Source organism: Streptomyces sp. PR69 (genome assembly GCF_026420845.1).
In the GTDB taxonomy this organism is placed as follows: domain Bacteria; phylum Actinomycetota; class Actinomycetes; order Streptomycetales; family Streptomycetaceae; genus Streptomyces.
On record NZ_JAOWCB010000002.1, the window covers coordinates 126,510 to 146,112 of the forward strand.

The 19,603-nt window shown below is 69.4% G+C and carries 19 protein-coding genes, 1 tRNA gene and 3 pseudogenes; 10 read left to right on the top strand and 13 right to left on the bottom strand.

Annotation, left to right across the window (positions count from 1 at the left end; all coding sequences use genetic code 11):
- The first annotated feature begins 70 nt into the window (after positions 1–70).
- The gene (locus tag OF819_RS02295; RefSeq protein ID WP_267241581.1) at positions 71–484 is read left to right on the top strand and encodes a pyridoxamine 5'-phosphate oxidase family protein; all 414 of its coding nucleotides are present in this window, start codon (positions 71–73) and stop codon (positions 482–484) included.
- Positions 485–755: 271 nt separating this feature from the next.
- On the opposite strand, the gene OF819_RS02300 is transcribed toward OF819_RS02295, so the two are convergent.
- Together OF819_RS02300 and OF819_RS02305 are read right to left on the bottom strand one after the other, a co-directional pair.
- Positions 756–1,073 (bottom strand): (2Fe-2S)-binding protein, encoded by a 318-nt coding sequence (locus OF819_RS02300; protein ID WP_267241582.1) that lies wholly within the window; start codon positions 1,071–1,073, stop codon positions 756–758.
- Positions 1,070–1,357: a hypothetical protein gene (locus OF819_RS02305; RefSeq protein ID WP_267241583.1), complete on the bottom strand. Its 288-nt coding sequence runs from the start codon at positions 1,355–1,357 to the stop codon at positions 1,070–1,072. The genes OF819_RS02300 and OF819_RS02305 overlap by 4 nt, the downstream gene beginning before the upstream one ends.
- A 162-nt stretch (positions 1,358–1,519) precedes the next feature.
- Here OF819_RS02305 and OF819_RS02310 point away from each other — a divergent pair, with 162 nt between their 5' ends.
- Positions 1,520–2,545 carry a helix-turn-helix transcriptional regulator gene (locus OF819_RS02310; RefSeq protein ID WP_267241787.1) on the top strand — a complete coding sequence of 342 codons (1,026 nt, stop codon included), beginning with the start codon at positions 1,520–1,522 and terminating at the stop codon, positions 2,543–2,545.
- Positions 2,546–2,627: 82 nt separating this feature from the next.
- On the opposite strand, the gene OF819_RS02315 is transcribed toward OF819_RS02310, so the two are convergent.
- From OF819_RS02315 to dnaK, 4 genes are read right to left on the bottom strand one after another with little or no spacing between them, the layout of a single operon-like run.
- On the bottom strand, positions 2,628–3,083 hold the full coding sequence (locus OF819_RS02315) for a heat shock protein transcriptional repressor HspR (RefSeq protein WP_267241584.1): 456 nt from the start codon (positions 3,081–3,083) through the stop codon (positions 2,628–2,630).
- 1 nt (position 3,084) lies between these two features.
- The gene (gene dnaJ / locus OF819_RS02320) at positions 3,085–4,275 is read right to left on the bottom strand and encodes a molecular chaperone DnaJ (RefSeq protein ID WP_267241585.1); all 1,191 of its coding nucleotides are present in this window, start codon (positions 4,273–4,275) and stop codon (positions 3,085–3,087) included.
- Between the two features lie 30 nt (positions 4,276–4,305).
- On the bottom strand, positions 4,306–5,034 hold the full coding sequence (gene grpE, locus OF819_RS02325; protein WP_267241586.1) for a nucleotide exchange factor GrpE: 729 nt from the start codon (positions 5,032–5,034) through the stop codon (positions 4,306–4,308).
- Positions 5,031–6,890 carry a molecular chaperone DnaK gene (gene dnaK, locus OF819_RS02330; protein ID WP_267241587.1) on the bottom strand — a complete coding sequence of 620 codons (1,860 nt, stop codon included), beginning with the start codon at positions 6,888–6,890 and terminating at the stop codon, positions 5,031–5,033. The genes grpE and dnaK overlap by 4 nt, the downstream gene beginning before the upstream one ends.
- A 273-nt stretch (positions 6,891–7,163) precedes the next feature.
- Here dnaK and OF819_RS02335 point away from each other — a divergent pair, with 273 nt between their 5' ends.
- The 3 genes from OF819_RS02335 to OF819_RS02345 all read left to right on the top strand — a co-directional run bounded on the left by OF819_RS02335 (position 7,164) and on the right by OF819_RS02345 (position 11,519).
- Positions 7,164–8,045: a sugar transferase gene (locus OF819_RS02335; RefSeq protein ID WP_267241588.1), complete on the top strand. Its 882-nt coding sequence runs from the start codon at positions 7,164–7,166 to the stop codon at positions 8,043–8,045.
- Between the two features lie 86 nt (positions 8,046–8,131).
- Positions 8,132–10,393, top strand: coding sequence for a (Fe-S)-binding protein (locus tag OF819_RS02340; RefSeq protein ID WP_267241589.1), 2,262 nt, complete (start codon positions 8,132–8,134; stop codon positions 10,391–10,393).
- A gap of 232 nt (positions 10,394–10,625) precedes the next feature.
- Positions 10,626–11,519, top strand: coding sequence for a Yip1 family protein (locus OF819_RS02345; protein ID WP_267241590.1), 894 nt, complete (start codon positions 10,626–10,628; stop codon positions 11,517–11,519).
- A 143-nt stretch (positions 11,520–11,662) separates the two neighbouring features.
- On the opposite strand, the gene OF819_RS02350 is transcribed toward OF819_RS02345, so the two are convergent.
- The 3 genes from OF819_RS02350 to OF819_RS02360 all read right to left on the bottom strand — a co-directional run bounded on the left by OF819_RS02350 (position 11,663) and on the right by OF819_RS02360 (position 13,017).
- Entirely contained in the window at positions 11,663–12,160 is a 498-nt protein-coding gene (locus tag OF819_RS02350; RefSeq protein WP_267241591.1) for a phosphoribosyltransferase, read from the bottom strand.
- A gap of 3 nt (positions 12,161–12,163) precedes the next feature.
- Complete coding sequence (gene dcd, locus OF819_RS02355; RefSeq protein ID WP_267241592.1) at positions 12,164–12,739, bottom strand: dCTP deaminase; 576 nt, start codon at positions 12,737–12,739, stop codon at positions 12,164–12,166.
- A 104-nt stretch (positions 12,740–12,843) separates the two neighbouring features.
- On the bottom strand, positions 12,844–13,017 hold the full coding sequence (locus tag OF819_RS02360) for a hypothetical protein (protein ID WP_267241593.1): 174 nt from the start codon (positions 13,015–13,017) through the stop codon (positions 12,844–12,846).
- Positions 13,018–13,247: 230 nt separating this feature from the next.
- Between OF819_RS02360 and OF819_RS02365 the strand changes: the two genes are divergently transcribed.
- Positions 13,248–13,318: transfer RNA gene (locus OF819_RS02365), tRNA-Gly, on the top strand.
- Between the two features lie 184 nt (positions 13,319–13,502).
- Here OF819_RS02365 and tatA read toward each other — a convergent pair.
- Positions 13,503–13,685 (bottom strand): annotated as a pseudogene (tatA, locus tag OF819_RS02370) (Sec-independent protein translocase subunit TatA); the annotation flags it as partial.
- A 243-nt stretch (positions 13,686–13,928) separates the two neighbouring features.
- Here tatA and OF819_RS02375 point away from each other — a divergent pair.
- Positions 13,929–14,636 carry a DedA family protein gene (locus OF819_RS02375; RefSeq protein WP_267241594.1) on the top strand — a complete coding sequence of 236 codons (708 nt, stop codon included), beginning with the start codon at positions 13,929–13,931 and terminating at the stop codon, positions 14,634–14,636.
- Between the two features lie 274 nt (positions 14,637–14,910).
- Here the strand turns inward: OF819_RS02375 and OF819_RS02380 are convergent.
- Positions 14,911–15,057 (bottom strand): annotated as a pseudogene (locus tag OF819_RS02380) (LysR family transcriptional regulator); the annotation flags it as partial.
- Here OF819_RS02380 and OF819_RS02385 point away from each other — a divergent pair.
- Positions 15,021–15,126: pseudogene (locus OF819_RS02385) on the top strand (dehydrogenase); the annotation flags it as partial. The pseudogenes OF819_RS02380 and OF819_RS02385 sit on opposite strands and share 37 nt — an antisense overlap.
- 338 nt (positions 15,127–15,464) lie before the next feature.
- Positions 15,465–16,118, top strand: a complete 654-nt coding sequence (locus OF819_RS02390; RefSeq protein WP_267241595.1) for a family 16 glycosylhydrolase — start codon at positions 15,465–15,467, stop codon at positions 16,116–16,118.
- 95 nt (positions 16,119–16,213) lie between these two features.
- Here the strand turns inward: OF819_RS02390 and OF819_RS02395 are convergent, their stop codons facing one another.
- Together OF819_RS02395 and OF819_RS02400 are read right to left on the bottom strand one after the other, a co-directional pair.
- A complete protein-coding gene (locus OF819_RS02395) occupies positions 16,214–17,878 on the bottom strand; it encodes a cation:proton antiporter (protein ID WP_267241596.1) in 1,665 nt (554 codons plus the stop codon).
- Between the two features lie 535 nt (positions 17,879–18,413).
- Positions 18,414–18,818 (bottom strand): BlaI/MecI/CopY family transcriptional regulator, encoded by a 405-nt coding sequence (locus tag OF819_RS02400; RefSeq protein WP_267241597.1) that lies wholly within the window; start codon positions 18,816–18,818, stop codon positions 18,414–18,416.
- 480 nt (positions 18,819–19,298) lie between these two features.
- Between OF819_RS02400 and OF819_RS02405 the strand changes: the two genes are divergently transcribed.
- The gene (locus OF819_RS02405; RefSeq protein ID WP_267241598.1) at positions 19,299–19,520 is read left to right on the top strand and encodes a hypothetical protein; all 222 of its coding nucleotides are present in this window, start codon (positions 19,299–19,301) and stop codon (positions 19,518–19,520) included.
- Positions 19,521–19,603: the final 83 nt, after the last annotated feature.

Sequence of the window (19,603 nt, forward strand, 5' to 3'; positions counted from 1 at the left end):
TCCATGACTCATCCAGAATACATAAAGTTGAGTCCATCTCGCTCAAGGATCGGGAGGTAGGTTCCGGAACATGGCGATCGACCTGCACAACCCCGACGCGTCGTACCTCAGCTTCTGGCGCGAGCACCATGTCTGCACCCTGACCACCCCGCGCCCCGACGGCACCCCTCATGTGGTGCCGGTGGGGGCGACGTACGACCCCGAGGGCGGCGAGCGGGGCATCGCACGGGTGATCGCCAGCAAGCACAGCCGCAAGGTCTCCCATGTGCTGGCCGCGGGCCCCGAGGGGGCGCGGGTGGCACTCTGCCAGGTCAGCAGGGCCCGCTGGGCGACGCTGGAGGGGCGGGCGACGGTCCGCACGGACCCGGAGTCGGTCGCCGACGCGGTGGCGCGCTACACGGAGCGCTACGGGCGCGTCCCGAGGCCCAACCCGGACCGGGTCGTCATCGAGATCGCCCTGACGAGGGCGATGGGCCGCGTCTGATCAGCCGCCGAGCCCCCGCGCCCCGGCGAGTGAGCCGAAGGGGCGCGCGGGTGTCGAAAGGGTGGGGGCACCTCCCAGCGGTAGCTGGGGGAACGCGCAGGTCCCGAGGAACGAGGGACCGAGCATGACCGACCGTCGACACACGCTCAAGCACCCCGGAGGCGAAGGAGCCACAAAAACACAGCACAGCGGCGCCATCGCGTTTCAGGTCCACGATGGCGCCGCTGTGTGGGGGAAGCACCCAAGCGATCTACAACGACGGGGGAATCGCTCAGGCACTGCGGGGGGTGGCGGTGGCGTCGGACTCGACGAGCTGGTGGTCGCGCGCGTCGAGATTGACGAAAATCATGCCGTACCGGATGGCACAGCGGACCGGTTGCGGAGCTCCCCGGGGCCGGCGGAGGCAACGGTAGGCGCGGACGTCCTCGTCCTCTTCGCGTGCCACGACGATCGGCTCTCCGAAGAGGGTGACCATCAACGAGTCGCCACGGTGGGGAATGGCCGTGACGAGATCGATGAAATGCCACCCCGAGCGGTAGGCCGTTGCCATCTCACGCCGGAAGACCCGGTCGTCCGGGGGCACGGTCATGCTTCGAGGGTGCCCGCGGCGAAGCCCCAAGAGGGCTCACCCTGGGCGGTCGCAGGAGCAACACCCCACGAGGGCTCGCCGGTGGCGGCCGCCGGAACGACGCCCCAGGAGGGCTCGCCTTCGGTCGCCGCGGGCGCCACGCCCCACGAGGGCTCGCCCGGCAGGGCCGCGGGAGCGGTGCCCCAGGAGGGCTCGCCCTGAACGGCCGCCGTCACGTCGCCGGCGGGGGATCCGCCCCAGGAGGGCTCGCCGGAGGCCACCGCGCCGAACGCGGCCGCCGCCACGGCTAGAGCACATAGCGCACGAAGCTTCCTAGACATGGGAGATCTCCACCTCTTCAGATCATTCCTCCTCCCCCGCGCATTAGACGATGTCTCACTCCGAACGCTTGCACCAGCGACGGCAGGCATCATGTTCCTGTAATGCAGGAGCCTGAGGGGGTGCATATGACGTCGATCGAGGGCGAATCCGGACACTCTCACCCGAGTGGCGAGCTGTGCGAGGCAGCCAAGGGCCTGTACACAACAGCCCTCCGGACGGGGAGAATCACCCGCTCAGAGGCAGAGGCGACCCCATGCCTGTTCGATCTCGCCCTGCTTCACCCGGATCCCGACGATGCCCAGTGGCTCCGTCCGGTCCCTCCGACCACCGCGTTGACACAGCTGATACACCCCATTGAGAGGGAGATCCAAGAGCGCAGACGCCGAACTGTGGCTCTGACCGACGCACTTGAGCCATTCATGGCCTTCAGCGCCCAGAACTCCACTGTCCCGCAAGGGATCACCGTGCTCGAGGGGCTCAACCGCATCAACACCACCCTCGATCAGGTCACCGCCGACTGTACGGAGGAGCTTCTCACGGTCCAGCCGGGCAGCGGGCGTCAGCCGCATATTCTGGAGAAGGCGCTGCGCCGGGTCGAGCCGCTCATCGACCGGGGTGTCCGAATGCGTACGCTCTATCAGCACACGGCGCGCCACCACCCGGCCACGCTCTCGTACATGGAGCAGGTCGGCCCTTCGGGCGTGGAGGTGCGGACGCTGGAGGAGATCATCGACCGGTTGATCATCGTCGACCGGAAAGTGGCCTTCATTCCGGCGAGCAGCGACCGGCTCTCCGCGCTGGAGCTGCGGCACAAGGGGATCGTCGAGTATCTCGTCGGCGTCTTCGAGCAGTTCTGGCTGCACGGCATCCCGTGGGAGGAGCAGATCTCGTACGGGCCGACGCTGGACGGCATCACCGGCGTCCAGCGCTCCATAGCGAAGCTGCTCGTCGAAGGGCATGTCGACGAGGCGATCGCCCGCCGCCTCGGGATGAATGTGCGCACCTGCCGCGCCCACATCGCCAAGCTGGGCTCGGCGCTGGGCAGCGGCAGCAGAACGCAACTCGGCTATCTGATCGCGCAGTCGGGCATTCTGGAGCAGGACGAGGAGCGCTGCCCCCGGCTTCCCCGGATGGCGACGCACAACCAGTGAGCCCCGCCTTTCTGGAAGCGAACGGCGATCCCCGCCGGACTCGGAGTCCGGCGGGGATCGCCGTTCGCGAGAACCGTGCGGCTCAGTCCGCGGACCGCTTGGGCCGCCAGACCACCAGCGCACCGCTCTGCTGCACATCCTGATACGGCACCAGGTCGCGCCGGTACGACGCGTGCACCTGCGCCTCGCGCTGCCGCATCGCCGCCGCCGCGCCGTCCACGGCCGCGGACAGCTCGGCGACCTTCTGCTGCAGTGCGGCGACCTGGTTCTGCAGCTCGATGATGCGCTTGATTCCGGCCAGGTTCACCCCCTCGTCCTGCGACAGCTGCTGGACGGTGCGCAGCAGTTCGATGTCGCGGGCCGAGTAGCGACGGCCGCGCCCGGCCGTGCGGTCGGGAGAGACCAGGCCGAGCCGGTCGTACTGACGCAGCGTCTGCGGGTGCAGGCCCGACAGCTGGGCCGCCACCGAGATCACGTACACCGGCGTCTCGTCGTTGAGCTCGTACGGGTTACGACTGCGTCGCGACCGGCCTTCCATCTCAAGCTCCCTTCGCGGCCTGGAACAGCTCTGCCCGCGGGTCCTCGTCCGCGGCGGCGTCGCGGTAGGCCTCCAGCGCTTCCTTCGCCTTGTCGCCGAGCTGGCTGGGCACGGCGACCTCCACGGTGACCAGCAGGTCCCCGCGGGTGCCGTCCTTGCGGACCGCGCCCTTGCCGCGGGCGCGCATGGTACGGCCGTTGGGGGTGCCGGCGGGCAGCTTCAGCGTCACCGGCGGGCCGCCCAGGGTGGGCACCTTCACTTCGCCGCCGAGTGCCGCCTCCGCGAAGGTGACGGGCACGGTGACGGTGAGGTTGTCGCCCTTGCGGCCGAAGACCGGGTGGGCGTCGACATGCACCACCACATACAGATCGCCGGCCGGGCCGCCGCGCTCGCCGGGCGCGCCCTTGCCGCGCAGCCGGATGCGCTGCCCGTCGGCGACGCCCGCGGGGATGCGGACCTGCATGGTGCGCGAGGAGCGGGCGCGCCCGCTGCCCTTGCACGTCTCGCAGGGGTCCTGCGCGATCAGTCCGCGCCCCTTGCAGTCCACGCACGGGTCGGTGAGCGAGAAGGACCCGCTGCCGCCGCGCGAGATCTGTCCGGTGCCGACGCAGGTCGGGCACACGCGGGGCGTGCCGTTCTTGTCGCCGGTGCCGGAGCAGGCCGCACAGGGGGCCTGGCTGGACATCCGCAGCGGGACGGTGGCCCCGTGCACGGCCTCGGTGAAGCTGAGCGTCACCTCGGACTCGATGTCCTGGCCGCGGCGCGGCTGCGTCCTGGCGCCCGCGCCGCCCGCGCCCCGGTTGAACAGCCCGCCGAAGACGTCGCCCAGGCCGCCGCCGAAGCCTCCGGCGCCGCCCGCCCCGCCCTGGGCGCCTCCGCCTCCGAAGAGGTCGCCCAGGTCGAAGTTGAAGGTGCCGCCGGGCCCTGTGGCGCCAGGCGGACGGAAGCCGCCGTTGCCGAAGAGGGCGCGCGCCTCGTCGTACTCCTTGCGCCGCTTGGGGTCGCCGAGCACGTCATTGGCCTCGGAGATCTCCTTGAAGCGCTCCTCAGCCTTGGCGTCGCCCTTGTTGGCGTCCGGGTGGTTCTCGCGGGCGAGCTTCCGGTACGCCTTCTTGATCTCGGCGTCGGTGGCGTCCTTGGGGACGCCGAGGACCTTGTAGTAGTCCTTCTCGACGAAGTCCTTCGTGCTCATCGACGTCCCTCCTCCCGGACCGCCTCGGCGTCAGCCCTGCTCCGGGCCACCGCTCTCCTCGTTGTTTCCGCCGTTTCCGCCGTTTCCGCCGGCGCCGCCGCTGCCGGACTCGTCCGTCGCGGACGGGGCCTTGGGCTCGGCCTGCGCACCGCCCTGCGCCTCCTTGGGGGCCGCGCCCGGCTGGGGCTCGGCCACCGCGACGCGCGCGGGGCGGATGGTGCGCTCGCCGATCCGATACCCCGGCTGAAGCACGGCGACGCACGTGGTCTCGGTGACGTCCGGCGCGTAACTGTGCATCAGGGCCTCGTGGATCGTCGGGTCAAAGGGCTCGCCCTCCTTGCCGAACTGCTGCAGGCCCATCTTGGCGACCGCGGTCTCCAGGGACTCGGCGACGGACTTGAAGCCGCCCACCAGCTCCCCGTGGTCCCGCGCCCGGCCGATGTCGTCGAGCACGGGCAGAAGCTCGGTCAGCAGATTCGCCGTGGCGATCTCCTTGACCGTCACCCGGTCGCGCTCCACGCGGCGGCGGTAGTTCTGGTACTCGGCCTGGAGCCGCTGGAGGTCCGCGGTGCGCTCGTTGAGCGCGGTGCGGGTCTGGTCCAGCTGCGCCGTCAGACCGGCGGTCTGTGCTGCTGCGTCCCCTGCCGGGGCCGCCGTGCCCTCCTCGCGGGAGGACTCGGCGGTCTCGGCGGCGTCGTCAGGGGTGGCGCCGGAGGGGACGTCAGGCTTCTCGTCAAAGCCCGGGGTCTCCTCCGTCATGCGGCACCGCCCTTCGCGTCCTTGGGCTGCTCGTCGTCGACGATCTCGGCGTCGACCACGTCGTCGTCGGCCTTGGCCTGGCCGCCCGCGGCGCCGGCGCCGTCAGCGGCGCCCTGCGCGGCCTGGGCGTCGGCGTACATCGCCTGGCCCAGCTTCTGCGAGACGGCGGCGACCTTCTCCGCAGCGGCGCGGATCTCGGCCGTGTCCTCGCCCTTGAGCTTCTCCTTCAGCTCGCCGACGGCGGTCTCGACCTCGGTCTTCACCTCAGCGGGGACCTTGTCCTCGTTGTCCTTGAGGAACTTCTCGGTCTGGTAGACGAGCTGCTCGCCCTGGTTGCGGCTCTCGGCGGCCTCGCGGCGCTTGTGGTCCTCGTCCGCGTAACGCTCGGCCTCCTCCCGCATCCGGTCGACCTCCTCCTTCGGCAGCGAGGAGCCGCCGGTGACGGTCATCTTCTGCTCCTTGCCCGTGCCCAGGTCCTTCGCGGTCACATGCATGATGCCGTTGGCGTCGATGTCGAAGGACACCTCGATCTGCGGCACCCCGCGCGGGGCCGGCGGCAGACCCGTCAGCTCGAACATCCCGAGCTTCTTGTTGTACGCCGCGATCTCCCGCTCACCCTGGTACACCTGGATCTGCACCGACGGCTGGTTGTCCTCCGCCGTGGTGAAGATCTCCGAACGCTTCGTCGGGATCGTGGTGTTCCGCTCGATCAGCTTGGTCATGATGCCGCCCTTGGTCTCGATGCCCAGGGACAGCGGGGTCACATCGAGCAGCAGGACGTCCTTGACCTCGCCCTTCAGCACACCGGCCTGGAGCGAGGCGCCGATCGCGACGACCTCGTCCGGGTTCACACCCTTGTTGGCCTCCTTGCCGCCGGTCAGCTCCTTCACCAGCTCCGCCACCGCCGGCATACGCGTCGAACCGCCGACGAGGACGACGTGGTCGATCTCGCTCAGCTGGATGCCCGCGTCCTTGATGACGTTGTGGAACGGCACCTTGCAGCGCTCCAGCAGATCGGAGGTGAGCTGCTGGAACTGGGCGCGGGTGAGCTTCTCGTCCAGGTGCAGCGGGCCCTCGGCGGACGCCGTGATGTAGGGCAGGTTGATCGAGGTCTCGGTGGACGAGGACAGCTCGATCTTGGCCTTCTCCGCGGCCTCACGCAGGCGCTGGAGGGCCATCTTGTCCTTGGACAGGTCCACGCCGTGGCCGGACTGGAACTGCTTGACCAGGTAGTCGACGACGCGCTGGTCCCAGTCGTCGCCGCCGAGGTGGTTGTCGCCGTTGGTGGCCTTGACCTCCACAACGCCGTCGCCGATCTCCAGCAGCGAGACGTCGAAGGTGCCGCCGCCGAGGTCGAAGACCAGGATCGTCTGGTCGTCCTTCTCCAGCCCGTAGGCGAGGGCGGCCGCGGTCGGCTCGTTGACGATGCGCAGGACGTTCAGGCCCGCGATCTCGCCGGCCTCCTTGGTGGCCTGGCGCTCGGCGTCGTTGAAGTACGCCGGGACGGTGATGACGGCGTCGGTGACCTTCTCGCCCAGGTATGCCTCGGCGTCCCGCTTCAGCTTCTGCAGGATGAAGGCGCTCATCTGCTGCGGGTTGAAGTTCTTGCCGTCGAGCTCGATCTTCCAGTCGGTGCCCATGTGGCGCTTGACCGACCGGATGGTCCTGTCGACGTTGGTGACCGCCTGGCGCTTGGCGACCTCGCCGACCAGCACCTCGCCGTTCTTGGCGAAGGCGACGACGGACGGCGTGGTCCTGGCACCTTCGGCGTTGGTGATGACGGTGGGCTCGCCGCCCTCCAGAACGCTGACGACAGAGTTCGTCGTGCCCAGGTCGATGCCGACCGCACGTGCCATTTTCGTTTCCTCCAGCTGCTTCCTTGAGTGGAACTGGCTCAAGGATGCCCGACCGAAGAAACCACGTCAACAGAGCTGAGTCCGATCGACTCAACTTTTATCCGGCCCTTAAGTGCAGCCTTGGAGGTCAGAGGCGTGGCGCAGCGCCACCGCGAACGCCATTCATGCCAGAGTCATGGATGAAAACCAACTAAACCCGACAAATGGGATCGGGGCCAGGGGGTGGGCGCCGAGCGGCCCGGACCGGGGAGCCCGGAGCGAGGAGCGCACGCCATGCGGGGCAGGCAAGCGAGCCGGACGAGACAGACGGAATGGCTGAAGCGGCCGAAGCCGGTGAGGCCGCCAGGGCGGGCGCGGCGGCCGGGACGCACCCCCGGCGCCGCGAGGGCGCTTCAGGCCGCCGCCCGGGCAGCCGGGGCCGCCGCCCGCGCCGCAGAGGCCGCCGTCCGCACCGTCGAGGCCGTCGGGGCCGTCGGGGCCAAGCGGGTCGTCGATCTTGCCGGGGCGCTGCTGCTGCTCCTGCTCCTCTCCCCCGTCCTGCTGGCCACCGCGGCGGCGGTCGCGCTCACCTCCCCCGGCCCGGTGCTCGTACGACGGCGGCGAGCGGGCCTGCGGGGCCGTCCCTTCACGATGCTCGGCTTCCGTACGACGCGGACCGAGCCGCCCGGGCCGCTCGGCGACGTCACCCCGGTCGGCCGGCTGCTGCGCCGCCGCTGCCTCGACACGCTCCCCCGGCTGATCAATGTGGTGCGCGGCGAGATGTCCCTGGTCGGCCCGGCGCCGCTGCCGCCCGGCCGCCCCGCGCATCCGGCGCGTCGATGCGTGCGCCCCGGGATGACGGGCCCCTGGCAGCTCAGCGGCCGCTCGGAGCTGCCGTGGGAGGAGATGTCCGTACTCGACCGCCACTACGCCGAGCAGCACTGGCTCGGCATGGACCTGGCCATCCTGGCCCGCACGGTCCGCATCGCCGCCGCAGGCCGCCCAGAGGCGCGCTCCGGGGCGCGCTCCGGGGTACGGCCCAGGGCGCGAGTCAGGGTCCGGCCCAGGGCGCGGACCCGGCCGCGAGCTGCGGCGCACGCCGTGATCGAGGACCCCGGCAAGGGTTGCCTGAGCGACGCAGATCACCGAGTGCGCGACTACAGTGCGAGTGCATAAGTGGGTACTCTCGGCACGGACTCAATAAGTTACCGCTTAGTAGTACTGGATCGATCCCCACCCTCGCAGGCCCGAGGAGCCCCCAAATGCAACTCGCCGCGATCATTGTGTCGCTGGTCCTGACCGTGGTCGGCGTTGCGCTCATCGCCCGAGCCGTCGCACAGATCTACCGGTTCGTCAGGCTCGGCCAGGCCGTGCCTGCGGGCAGCCGCACCGACAACCCCAAGGCGCGCACGATCACCCTGGTCAAGGAGTTCCTCGGCCACACCCGGATGAACCGGTGGGGGATCGTGGGCTTCGCCCACTGGTTCGTCGCGATCGGCTTCCTCACCCTGCCGCCGACGCTGGCGCAGGCGTACGGCCAGCTCTTCCAGGCCGACTGGAGGCTGCCGGTGCTCGGCGGATTCCTGCCGTTCGAGATGTACATCGAGTTCATCGGTCTGATGACGGTCGTCGGCATCGCCGTGCTGATGGCCATCCGGCTGCTGAACCTGCCCTCCCGGGCCGGCCGCAAGTCGCGCTTCGCGGGCTCCAAGGCCTGGCAGGCGTACTTCGTCGAGTACGTCATCCTCGCCATCGGCCTGGCGATCCTCACCCTGCGCGGCCTTGAAGGCGCGATCCACCATGTCGAGGGCTACGAGGCCGCGTACTTCATCTCGTACCCGCTGGTCCTCGCCTTCGACGGGCTCAGCGTGCCCACCCTCCAGACGCTGATCTACTTCACCGCGATGATCAAGATCGGCGTCTCGCTGATCTGGATGATCACGGTCTCGCTCAACACCAATATGGGCGTGGCCTGGCACCGCTTCCTCGGCTTCCCCAACATCTGGTTCAAGCGCAACGCGACCGGCGAGAGCGCGCTGGGCGCCCTGCAGCCGATGACCTCCGGCGGCAAGGAGATCGACTTCGAAGACCCCGGCGAGGACGATGTCTTCGGCGTCAGCCAGGTCGAGCAGTTCTCCTGGAAGGGCATCCTCGACTTCGCCACCTGCACCGAGTGCGGCCGCTGCCAGTCGCAGTGCCCCGCCTGGAACACCGGCAAGCCGCTCTCCCCGAAGCTGCTGATCATGTCGCTGCGCGACCATGCGCACGCCAAGGCCCCGTATCTGCTGGCCGGCGGCGGCAAGACGATGGAGGGCGAGGAGAAGGCGAGCGAGGAGCAGCTCGCGGGCGTCCCCGCGGCCGCACTGGCTGAGGCCGAGCGCCCGCTGATCGGCGCCGTCGAGGAGAACGGCGTCATCGACCCGGATGTGTTGTGGTCCTGCACCACCTGCGGCGCGTGCGTGGAGCAGTGCCCGGTCGACATCGAGCACATCGACCACATCGTCGACATGCGCCGCTACCAGGTGATGATCGAGTCCGCCTTCCCGAGCGAGGCGGGCACGATGCTCAAGAACCTGGAGAAGAAGGGCAACCCCTGGGGTCTGGCCAAGAAGCAGCGGGTCGAGTGGACCAAGGAGGTCGACTTCGAGGTCCCGATCGTCGGCAAGGACGTCGAGGACCTCACCGAGGTCGACTATCTGTACTGGGTCGGCTGCGCCGGCGCCCTGGAGGACCGGGCCAAGAAGACCACGAAGGCCTTCGCCGAGCTGCTGCACATCGCGGGCGTCAAGTTCGCGATCATGGGCGGCGATGAGAAGTGCACCGGTGACTCGCCGCGCCGTCTGGGCAATGAGCCGCTGTTCCAGCAGCTGGGCCAGGAGAACGTGGCCATGCTGAACATGGCGTTCGGCGAGGATGAGGACGACGAGTCCACCCGCAAGCCCAAGGCGTCGAAGAAGATCGTCGCGACCTGCCCGCACTGTTTCAACACGATCGCGAACGAGTACCCGCAGCTCGGCGGCGAGTTCGAGGTCATCCACCACACGCAGCTGCTCCAGCATCTGATCGACGAGGGCAAGCTGATCCCGGTGACCCCGGTCGAGGGCCTGATCACCTACCACGACCCCTGCTATCTGGGCCGCCACAACAAGGTCTACACGCCCCCGCGCGAGATCATGGACAAGGTGCCCGGCCTGCGCCAGCAGGAGATGCACCGCCACAAGGAGCGCGGCTTCTGCTGTGGCGCGGGCGGCGCGCGGATGTGGATGGAGGAGCGGATCGGCAAGCGCATCAACACCGAGCGGGTGGACGAGGCGCTGTCGCTGAACCCGGACATCGTCTCCACGGCCTGCCCGTTCTGTCTGGTGATGCTCACGGACTCCGTGAACGGCAAGAAGAACGAGGGCCAGGCGAAGGAGTCGCTCCAGGTCGTGGATGTGGCACAGCTGCTGCTCGACTCGGTGAAGGCGCCGGTGCCGCCGGAGGCGGAGACGCCGAACTCCCAGGAGCCGGAGCCGGTCAAGTAGGACCGTCGACGCGGCCGCCGCACACGGCCGTCGCACAGCCGGAGAGGGGCCGGGCCGCCTGCGGGCGCCGGCCCCTCTCCGTACCCGCATTCCCCCTGTCCCCACCCCTGTCATCACCCCTGTCTCCTCCCCGATTCCCGCCCCTTAGGGGATGTCACAGGTCCGCAGCAAAGGCCGCGGGAGGCACTCCCCCGCGACCGCGGGGCGAGTGGGACCGGGTACGTTCGAAGGCGTGGCTGGATTCAGGATCGGACGCGGCCGGGACAACCGCACCCCGCAACGACAACCGCAGCAGGCGCCGCAGACGCCGTACGGAGGCGCTCCTGCGGCGCCCCCGTATGCGCAGCCGCAGGCCCCGCAGTGGCCCCCGACGGGCGGCAGCGGCCCGTACGGCGAACCCGAGTACTTCGGGGACGGCGGCGACCCACACCAGCAGCCGTATCCGCCGCACGGCCCGCAGCCGCCGCGGGGCTCGGACCCGTACGCCAACACCCCGGGCCACACCCAGGTGTTCAGCGTCGGCGAGGACCCGTACGGCGACGGCGCGACCTACCGCGCCGGGGCCGCGCCCGCCCAGCCCGCCGGCCCCCGGCTGCACTGGAAGCAGCTGCTGAGCGGCATCGTGCTGCGCCCCGGCCCGACGTTCTGGCAGATGCGGGACTACGCGGTGTGGGGCCCGGCGCTGATCGTCACCTTCCTGTACGGGCTGCTGGCGCTGTTCGGCTTCGATCAGGCACGCGACGAGGCGATCAACGCCACGATCTCCACCGCGATCCCCTATGTGCTGACCACGGCGGTGGCGTTCGTCATCGGCGGTCTGATCCTGGGCGCGGTGACGCACACCCTGGCCCGCCAGCTCGGCGGCGACGGCGCCTGGCAGCCGACGGTCGGCCTCTCCATGCTGATCATGTCCATCACGGACGCCCCGCGACTGCTCTTCGCGCTCTTCCTGGGCGGCGAGAACTCCCTGGTCCAGGTGGTCGGCTGGCTGACCTGGCTGGCGGCGGGCGCGCTGTTCACCTCGATGGTGAGCAAGTCGCACGATCTGCCGTGGCCGAAGGCGCTGGGGGCGTCGGCGATCCAGCTGATCGGCATCCTGTCGATCATCAAGCTGGGCACCATCTGACGCGTCCTCACGCGTCCTCACGCGTCCTCACACGTCCTGACGCGTCGCGAGAGCGAGGGAAACGGAGAAGGGGCGCTCGCCGATCACCGGCGAACGCCCCTGTTCCTTTTCCTTGGTCTCCGCTGGTCCTTGTCTCCGCCCGCTCAGGCGTCGAGGACCTGCCCCGCACGCTGCACCACGGGCGGCTCGACGGACCACGGGAAGTTGATCCACTCGTCGGTCCGCTTCCAGACGTACTCGCAGTCCACCAGGGAATGCGACTTCTGGTAGATGACGGCGCTGCGGACCTCGGCGACGGTGTCGAGGCAGAAGTCGTGAACCAGCTTGAGCGTCTTGCCCGTGTCGGCGACGTCGTCGGTGATCAGGACCTTCTTGTCGGAGAAGTCGATCGCGTTGGGCATAGGCGCGAGCATGACGGGCATTTCCAGGGTCGTCCCCACGCCTGTGTAGAACTCCACATTCACCAGGTGGATGTTCTTGCAGTCCAGGGCGTAGGCGAGCCCGCCCGCGACGAAGACGCCGCCGCGCGCGATCGACAGCACGATGTCGGGCTCGTACCCGTCATCGGCGATGGTCTGCGCCAGCTCGCGGATCGCGCGCCCGAACCCTTCGTACGTCAGGTTCTCCCGTACCTCAGTCATTGCTCACACCTGCGTCCGATGGAAGTTCTGGAAGGAGCGCGAGGCGGTCGGCCCCCGCTGCCCCTGATAACGCGATCCGTACCGCTCACTCCCGTACGGCGCCTCGGCCGGAGAGCTGAGCCGGAACATGCACAGCTGCCCGATCTTCATGCCCGGCCACAGCTTGATGGGCAGGGTGGCGAGGTTGGACAGCTCAAGCGTCACATGCCCGGAGAAGCCGGGGTCGATAAAGCCGGCGGTCGAATGGGTCACCAGACCCAGCCGCCCGAGGGAGCTCTTTCCCTCCAGCCTGCTGGCGAGGTCCTCCGGCAGCGAGATGACCTCATAGGTCGAGGCGAGCACAAATTCGCCGGGGTGCAGGATGAACGCCTCGTCGCCGTCCGGCTCGACCAGCCGCGTCAGATCCGCCTGCTCGACCGCGGGGTCGATATGCGGGTAGCGGTGGTTCTCGAACACCCGGAAATAGCGGTCCAGCCGCACATCGATGCTCGAGGGCTGCACCATGGATTCGTCATACGGATCGATGCGCACGCGCCCGGCGTCGATCTCGGCCCGGATGTCCTTGTCTGAGAGAAGCACCCCCCGAGGATACGGGGAGCGCGCGGGCCCGCCGTAATCCGACTCCGCCGTCCCCGCGCGCACCGCCCTCGGCTCTTCTCCCGGCCTGTCCTTCCGTCTCCGGCCTACCGCTTCACCGGCTCCACGGGCACCGCATGCCGCAGCCGCGCACAGCGCGGACACCGGATGAGCCGCCCAGGTCCGATCCGGTCGGCGCCGAGCTGCTGCATCGGAAACGAAGCGGTAGCGAAGACATGCCCCTCGGCACAGCGGACGACGGTGCGCTCCATCAAGTCCATCGAGTCCCTTCCCCAGCCAATGCGGACGAAAGCCACATTAGGGGATGAACCGGATGCCACTCCACGCGGCACTCCGTAGACCAACGCTACGCCCCAACTCCCGCCCCCCGCAGCCGCATCCACCCCCTCACCACCCGCACACAACACAAAGACCCCACGGCGCATAACACCGGGGGCCAGTGATGAGGTACAGTGAGCGACGATGCGGCTCCGATGATCGGCTCCGCCGCGCGGGTGTAGTTTAATGGTAGAACATGAGCTTCCCAAGCTCAGAGCGCGGGTTCGATTCCCGTCACCCGCTCTTGATTGAAGGCCCAGGTCAGCGACCTGGGCCTTTCTTGTTGTCTGGACCTATTGCCGGTCGCCGTGCCCTCCTCGTGCCCCAACTCGCCCAAAGGCGCCGCTCGGGCGCAGCCCACCCCGAACCCGCTCGCGCCCGCGGCCGCCTCGCCGGGTACGCAGGGGTGAAGTCAGGCGGTCCTCTGCGACGGGGGGAGCGCCGGTTCGGCGGCCGTCGTGCCGTCGTCCTTCATCGCCGCGGCTTCGCTCTTCAGGATGCGCGCGGACTTGCCGAGCGCGCGGGCCATCTCGGGCAACTTCGCACTGCCGAACAACAGCACGGCGACACCGAGAACGATGAGGATGTGCGAAGCGCTGAAAGCACCCATGATGACCACCTTCTTCGACCGGGGCCGTCTCTCCCACGAGGACGTCTGCGGCCCGCTGAACGGATCGTAGCCCGTCGCCCCCCACGCACCGGCAAGGAGGGCGGGAGCGGGAGGCGTGGCCAGGAGGCCCCGGCGCGAAAACGGTGACCGGGCTGGCGACAGCGAGTCTGCCGGCGCGTTGGTAGCTTGTCTGCACCATGCGGGCCAATCGCGTCCGCCGCTTCCGCAGGAGCCCTTCCGCCCGTGAACACCCACGTTTCGACGCTCGCGCTCGGCCCGAGCTGGCTGGACCCCGACTTCCTGATCAACGAATTCGGTCTTTACGGAGTGCTGGCGATCGTCTTCGCCGAATCCGGCCTGCTCATCGGCTTCTTCCTCCCGGGTGACTCGCTGCTCTTCACCACGGGTCTGCTGACCACCACCGGAGTCCTCGACACGCCGCTCTGGCAGACCTGCACCCTCATCGCGATCGCGGCCATCCTCGGCGACCAGGCCGGCTACCTGTTCGGCCGCAAGGTGGGCCCGGCGATCTTCAACCGCCCCGACTCCCGCTTCTTCAAGCAGGAGAACGTCCAGAAGGCGCACGAGTTCTTCGAGAAGCACGGACCGAAGTCGCTCGTCCTGTGCCGGTTCGTCCCCATCGTCCGGACGTTCACGCCGATCATCGCCGGCGTCAGCCGCATGAACTACCGCTCGTTCCTCACGTACAACATCGTCGGCGGCATCCTGTGGGGTGTCGGCGTCACCCTCCTCGGCGCCGCCCTCGGCCAGATCACCTTCGTCCGCGAGCACATCGAGGCCATCCTCGTCGGCATTGTGCTGCTCTCCGTCGTGCCCATCGTCATCGAGGTCCTCCGCGCCCGCGCCGGCACGCAGCAGACACCGGCCGATCGCATGCAGGACAGCGATGTCCCGGCCCCAGCCGGGCGACGCCGCCACGCCAAACGCTGAGCAGCCGCGCAAGGCCCTGCACAGCAGACAGCGGGGCAGGTCAACGATCTGGGGGTTAGGTGTTGTCCAGGCCGCGCTACGGCCCATCGTGCCCGATGCGTGCCCGTCAGGAGTGCGATGTCTCCATCGCCTGCGGCCTCATCTGGCAGACGCATCAGGAAGACGTCCCCGATCGTTTCACCAGCTATGAGAGACGGATCGCGGCCTGAACGAGGCCGGCGACGGCTCGGGACCGGCTGTGGGGTGGCCAGGCGATGACCGTCGTGACTGTGGGCGCGTCCAGCGCCGCCCGGGCCTCCCGCAGAAGCACCGACCCGGCCCCGGTCAGGGTGACCGCGCGACTGGCGCGTTCCAGCAGGGCCGCCCCGAGGCGCCGTTCGAGCCCGCGGACCGCCCGCGACAGCGGCGATCGCGATCCGCCTCGCGACCCTCCCCGACGACGGCCCCACCGGCGGCTTCTTCGACGTACGCAGGGGAAGTGCCGTGGTGACCCGCGTGCCGGTGAGGGACATCGACGCACCACCGACCGCAAGGGCCCGGCCGCGGGGCGTCCCCCATCCGCTGCTTCGCAACCGGTGCGTCCTGACCGATCGGCTCCAGCCTGTCCAGCCGCCTGCTGGTCACGCACGTCGTCACGCGGATCACATGGGCTTCGTTCCTTCAGCGAAACCGGGGGGCCGGATCTGCCACCGGCCCGCCCATCATCGTACGGACCGGCCCTACACCCCCGCCGCCCACCACCCCCGCGGCACTCCCGGTGCACACCACCGCACCGGAAGCGCCGCGGCTCACGTGCCCCAACTCGTGCAAAGATGTGAGGTGTCGCCCTTGTCTGCCACGTTCACCGCCGATTTCGCGTCGGCCGCGCAGTGGGTCGCGGGGCGGTCATGGGCGTATCCCGGTGGGGGGCCGGTCAATCCGGGGGACGGGAAGCTGGACCATCTCGTCGACGACCCGTTCTACTGCCGCGGCGGCGCCTTCCGCGCGGCTCTGCGGCCGGACGGGCTGTGGAACGCCGGGCTGCTGACCACCGAGGGCAGCCGCGAGGGCTTCATGGTGCGCACCGGGGATGTGCTGGAGGCCAGGGTGCGGCTCGCCAGGGCGCTGGGGGCGTGGCCGGCGATCTGGACGTGGCGGGACGGCGGCCAGGAGATCGACGTGTTCGAGTACCACCCGGACAATCCGGATGTCCTGGAGCTGTCCAACCACGTGAACGGCGGGTGCCACTACTACCGGGACCCGGCCGTCGCCCCCGGAGCGTGGGTGGATCTGCGCGTCGACTTCGGCGACCGGTCGGTCGTGTGGTGGGTGAACGGGCGGCGGGTCTTCGCGGACGGCACGGGTGTGGGCGGGGACTGGTGCGCCTACCTCATCGTCAACCTGTCCGTGTCGGCCGGGCGGCATCACTGTCCGCCGGAGCCCGGTGTGACCGACATGTCCTTCCGGGTGAGTCGCCTGCGGGTACACCGCCACGGCGGCTGAGTCGGCTGTCATCGCGACAGCGGTTCACCCGCTACATCTCGCACCGGCTTCCCCTCGCCTTCTGGGGCCCGCCATGTGGCTGCTCATACGGTCCTTCAAGCGGGTGGCGAGCCGCTGCCCCGGTCCTGGTCTCCGTGCCCGAGGAGTTGTTCGAGGACTTCGGCAGCGGCCATGGCGGCGAGCGGGTACGGCCGCAGGATGAGGTCGGCGCCTGCGGCGTCCAGCTGCTTGGCGTCGCGCTCGGAGTGGGCGGTCAGGGCCACCTTGCCCTGGTAGTCGTGGTGCCGCAGCCCGTGCAGAAGCGCCTTGCTGGTCTCCGTCAGCGGAATGGTGCTGATCACGCAGCGTGCGCGGGAGAGCGGAAGGCTTTCCAGCAGATGCATGTCCTCTGCGCTGCCGAACACGGCGGTCACGCCCTCCCGGTCGCATCGGGCAACGCGGTGCGGGTCGAAGTCCACGGCCAGGACCCGGTGGCCGGCCTGGCCGAGCTGGTCGGCGATGGCCCCGCCGAAGCGGCCCATGCCGTAGAGGATCACGTCGGCTTCCTTCTCCTGTCCGTGAAAGTCCCGCGTTCTCCCGTCGGTCCGGTCGAGCACCGACAGCCAGCGTTCCAGGCGTGCGTAAATCTGATGGGAGTACAGGATGAGATAGGTGGAGCCACCGATGGTGATCAGGCCCACGACCGTGATCAGGCTGACTGTGGTGCCGGTGATGTGTCCGAGGCTGAGGCCGAGTGCGGCGAGGATGAGGGAGAACTCGGAGATCTGCGCGACCGTGAGGCCGGCCAGGAACCCCACCCGTACCGGGTAGCGCATGGCCGCCATGATCAGTACGACGATCAGCGGATTGCCCACGAGGACAAAGGCGGAGAAGATCGCTGCCTCGGTGAGTTGCTGGGATGTGTCGGTGAACTCCAGCCGCGCGCCGAGTTCGAGGAAGAAGAACAGCAGCAGGAAGTCGCGCAGGCTGACGAGGCGGGCGCCGAGCGCGTCCCGATACGGCGTCGTGGCGAGCGAGACGCCTGCGAGGAACGCCCCGATTTCGGTGCTGAAGCCCATCCAGTCGCTCAAGGCCGCGACCGACACGGCGTACGCGACGCCGAAGAGAACCAGCAACTCCTGCGACCGGGCCACCTGGTGCAGCGCCTTCGGCAGCACGTACCGCATGAACACGGCGATACCGGCCAGCAGTCCAAGGCCCTTCGCGAAGACCAGGGCGACATCAGCCGCCAGGTTGTCGCCGGTCTGTCTTCCGACGGCGGTCAGCGCGATCATCACCAGGACCACCACGATGTCCTGGACGATGAGGAAGCCGACCGCGATCCGCCCGTGGAGCTGCTCCAGCTCCCGCTTGTCCGACAGCAGCTTCACGATGATGATCGTGGACGAGAAGGTCAGCGCCACCGCCACGTAGAGCGCGGTGACCGTGTCCATGCCGAGGCCGATGGCGATCAGGTAGCCGATGACCGAGGTGAAGAGGACCTGGCCGAGTCCGGTCGCCAGGGCGATGGGTCCTGTGGTGCGGATCAGGTGCAGGTCCAGCCGGAGGCCGACGAGGAACAGCAGGATCGCGATGCCCAGCCTGGCCAGCAGCTCGATGGTGCCGTCCGCCTCAACCCAGCCGAAGCCGGTCGGACCGACCACGATGCCCACGCCGATGAACGCGACGATCAGCGGCTGCCGCAGACGTACGGCCAGCAGCCCGACGACCGCCGAGATCGCCAGGATGACGGCGAAGAGGGCGAACCCGTGCACCTCCATCACTCCCGTCCGATCACGGCCAGGTCGGGGCCGTGATTCCTGACGCCGCCGGTCTGCCCCGGCGGGGACGCCCGGAGGCGGAGGAGGGCGGGAGCCCGGTCACCTCCCGTACGACGAGGGGGGCATCGCACCGGGCACGCCGCATCACGCGCTGGGCCGCGCCTGGGGAGACACCACCCACAAGGCGGCGGCAGCCTGAACGCCGTGCACCCGAGCGAGCCGCACAGCCCGCCCCAATAGCCCGGTTCCCGTGACGGGACAGGTCGGTGGCCGCCGGCGCCCGGCGGAAGCGCGCCGTGCCCATGACGACCGCCCTCCGACCACGCGCCCGCCGCCACGGCACATGCGAACAGGGCACGCCCGCCGACTCACCGAGACGCCGAACCGGCAGCCACGCGAGACGGCTCCGTGTACACCAGGGTCCCCCAGGCCCGCCCACCCCGCCAGCCGAGAGCGGCCCACACCACCCACGCGCCAGTCGGCGGCAGCTCCGGCGATTGCACCAGGGGCAGAAAGACGAACGCCCACCCTCGCGTCAGCTCGCGCCCTCGTCGGGCTGCTGGGCCAGCAGCCCGCGCAGGAGCCGCTCGTCACCCGGCAGCAGGGCCGTGACGAATCTCGCCAGCACCTCCTCGCGATCCGCTTCCGCGTCCAGGAGCCGACGCAGCCGCAGCGCCGCCAGTCCGGCTTCGTCCGCGACAGCCGTCCACTCGAAGGCCCGGCCCGCACGCTGCCTCGCCACCGCCCCCTTGGCCTGGAGCCGGGTCAGGGTGGTGATCACGGTCGTGTAGGCGAGGCCCCGGCCGAGACGCTCCTGTACGTATGCGGCGGTGACCGGCTCGGGGGCGCTCCGCAGGGCGGCGAGGACCTCCGTCTCCAGCTCGCCCTGCCCCCGGCGGCCGGGCGGTCTGCCGACAGTTTGCTGGTTCCGTCCCGTCATGTCGCCCGCCTCCTGCCCAACGGCCCTGCTCATACGGCGAGGCCGTTCATGGTACTGAAGCCGTCATCGTTCGTTTCCGGTCGTTCTTCCGCCACTCGCGACTCCGCCACCGCCTCGTGGCCATCCCCGCAGCCGTGCATCGTGAGTGCGCTCAACACCCATCTTCTACGTCGTTGTCGATTCATTGGCCAGTCCCGCGGCCAGGGAATCCGGGGCAGCGCTCCCCACGAGGACCGCCTCCCCGTCCGAGCGCGAGCCGGGCGGCGGGCGGCGGGCGGCCACGCTCAGTTTCCACATGGCTACCGAGGAGGGCGACTCCCGGCCTATGCTTCTACATGTGTGTAGACGATATGCCGAACCACCCCGGCACTCGGACAGGTTCAGCCGGTTAGGCAGAGCCGATCCCGCCGCCGCCCCGTCCCGGCGTCCGTCGCACGCACTCCACTCACACTCACACTCACACTCGGCTGGAGGGCCTTCGTGGCTTCGATAGATCTGGACAAGGTGCTGGACAAGGCGTGGGCGGACAAGAGCCTCGCGGAGATACTCGCCGCGCCCGTGGACGCACTCAAGGGCGTGTCCGAGAAGGACGGCGAGCTGCTGAAGGAGGCGTTCGGGGTCAAGACCGTGGCCGATCTCGCCGATCTGAAATATGTCCACTGGGCCCAGGCACTGGCCGCGCTCGGCGCGGCGTCCAAGTAGTTCTCCCGCGGGCCGCCGCCACCGCGGCTCCGGCGGCGGCCCCCGTCTCCGTACGGCAACGCATCATGAAGGAGTGAACGCCA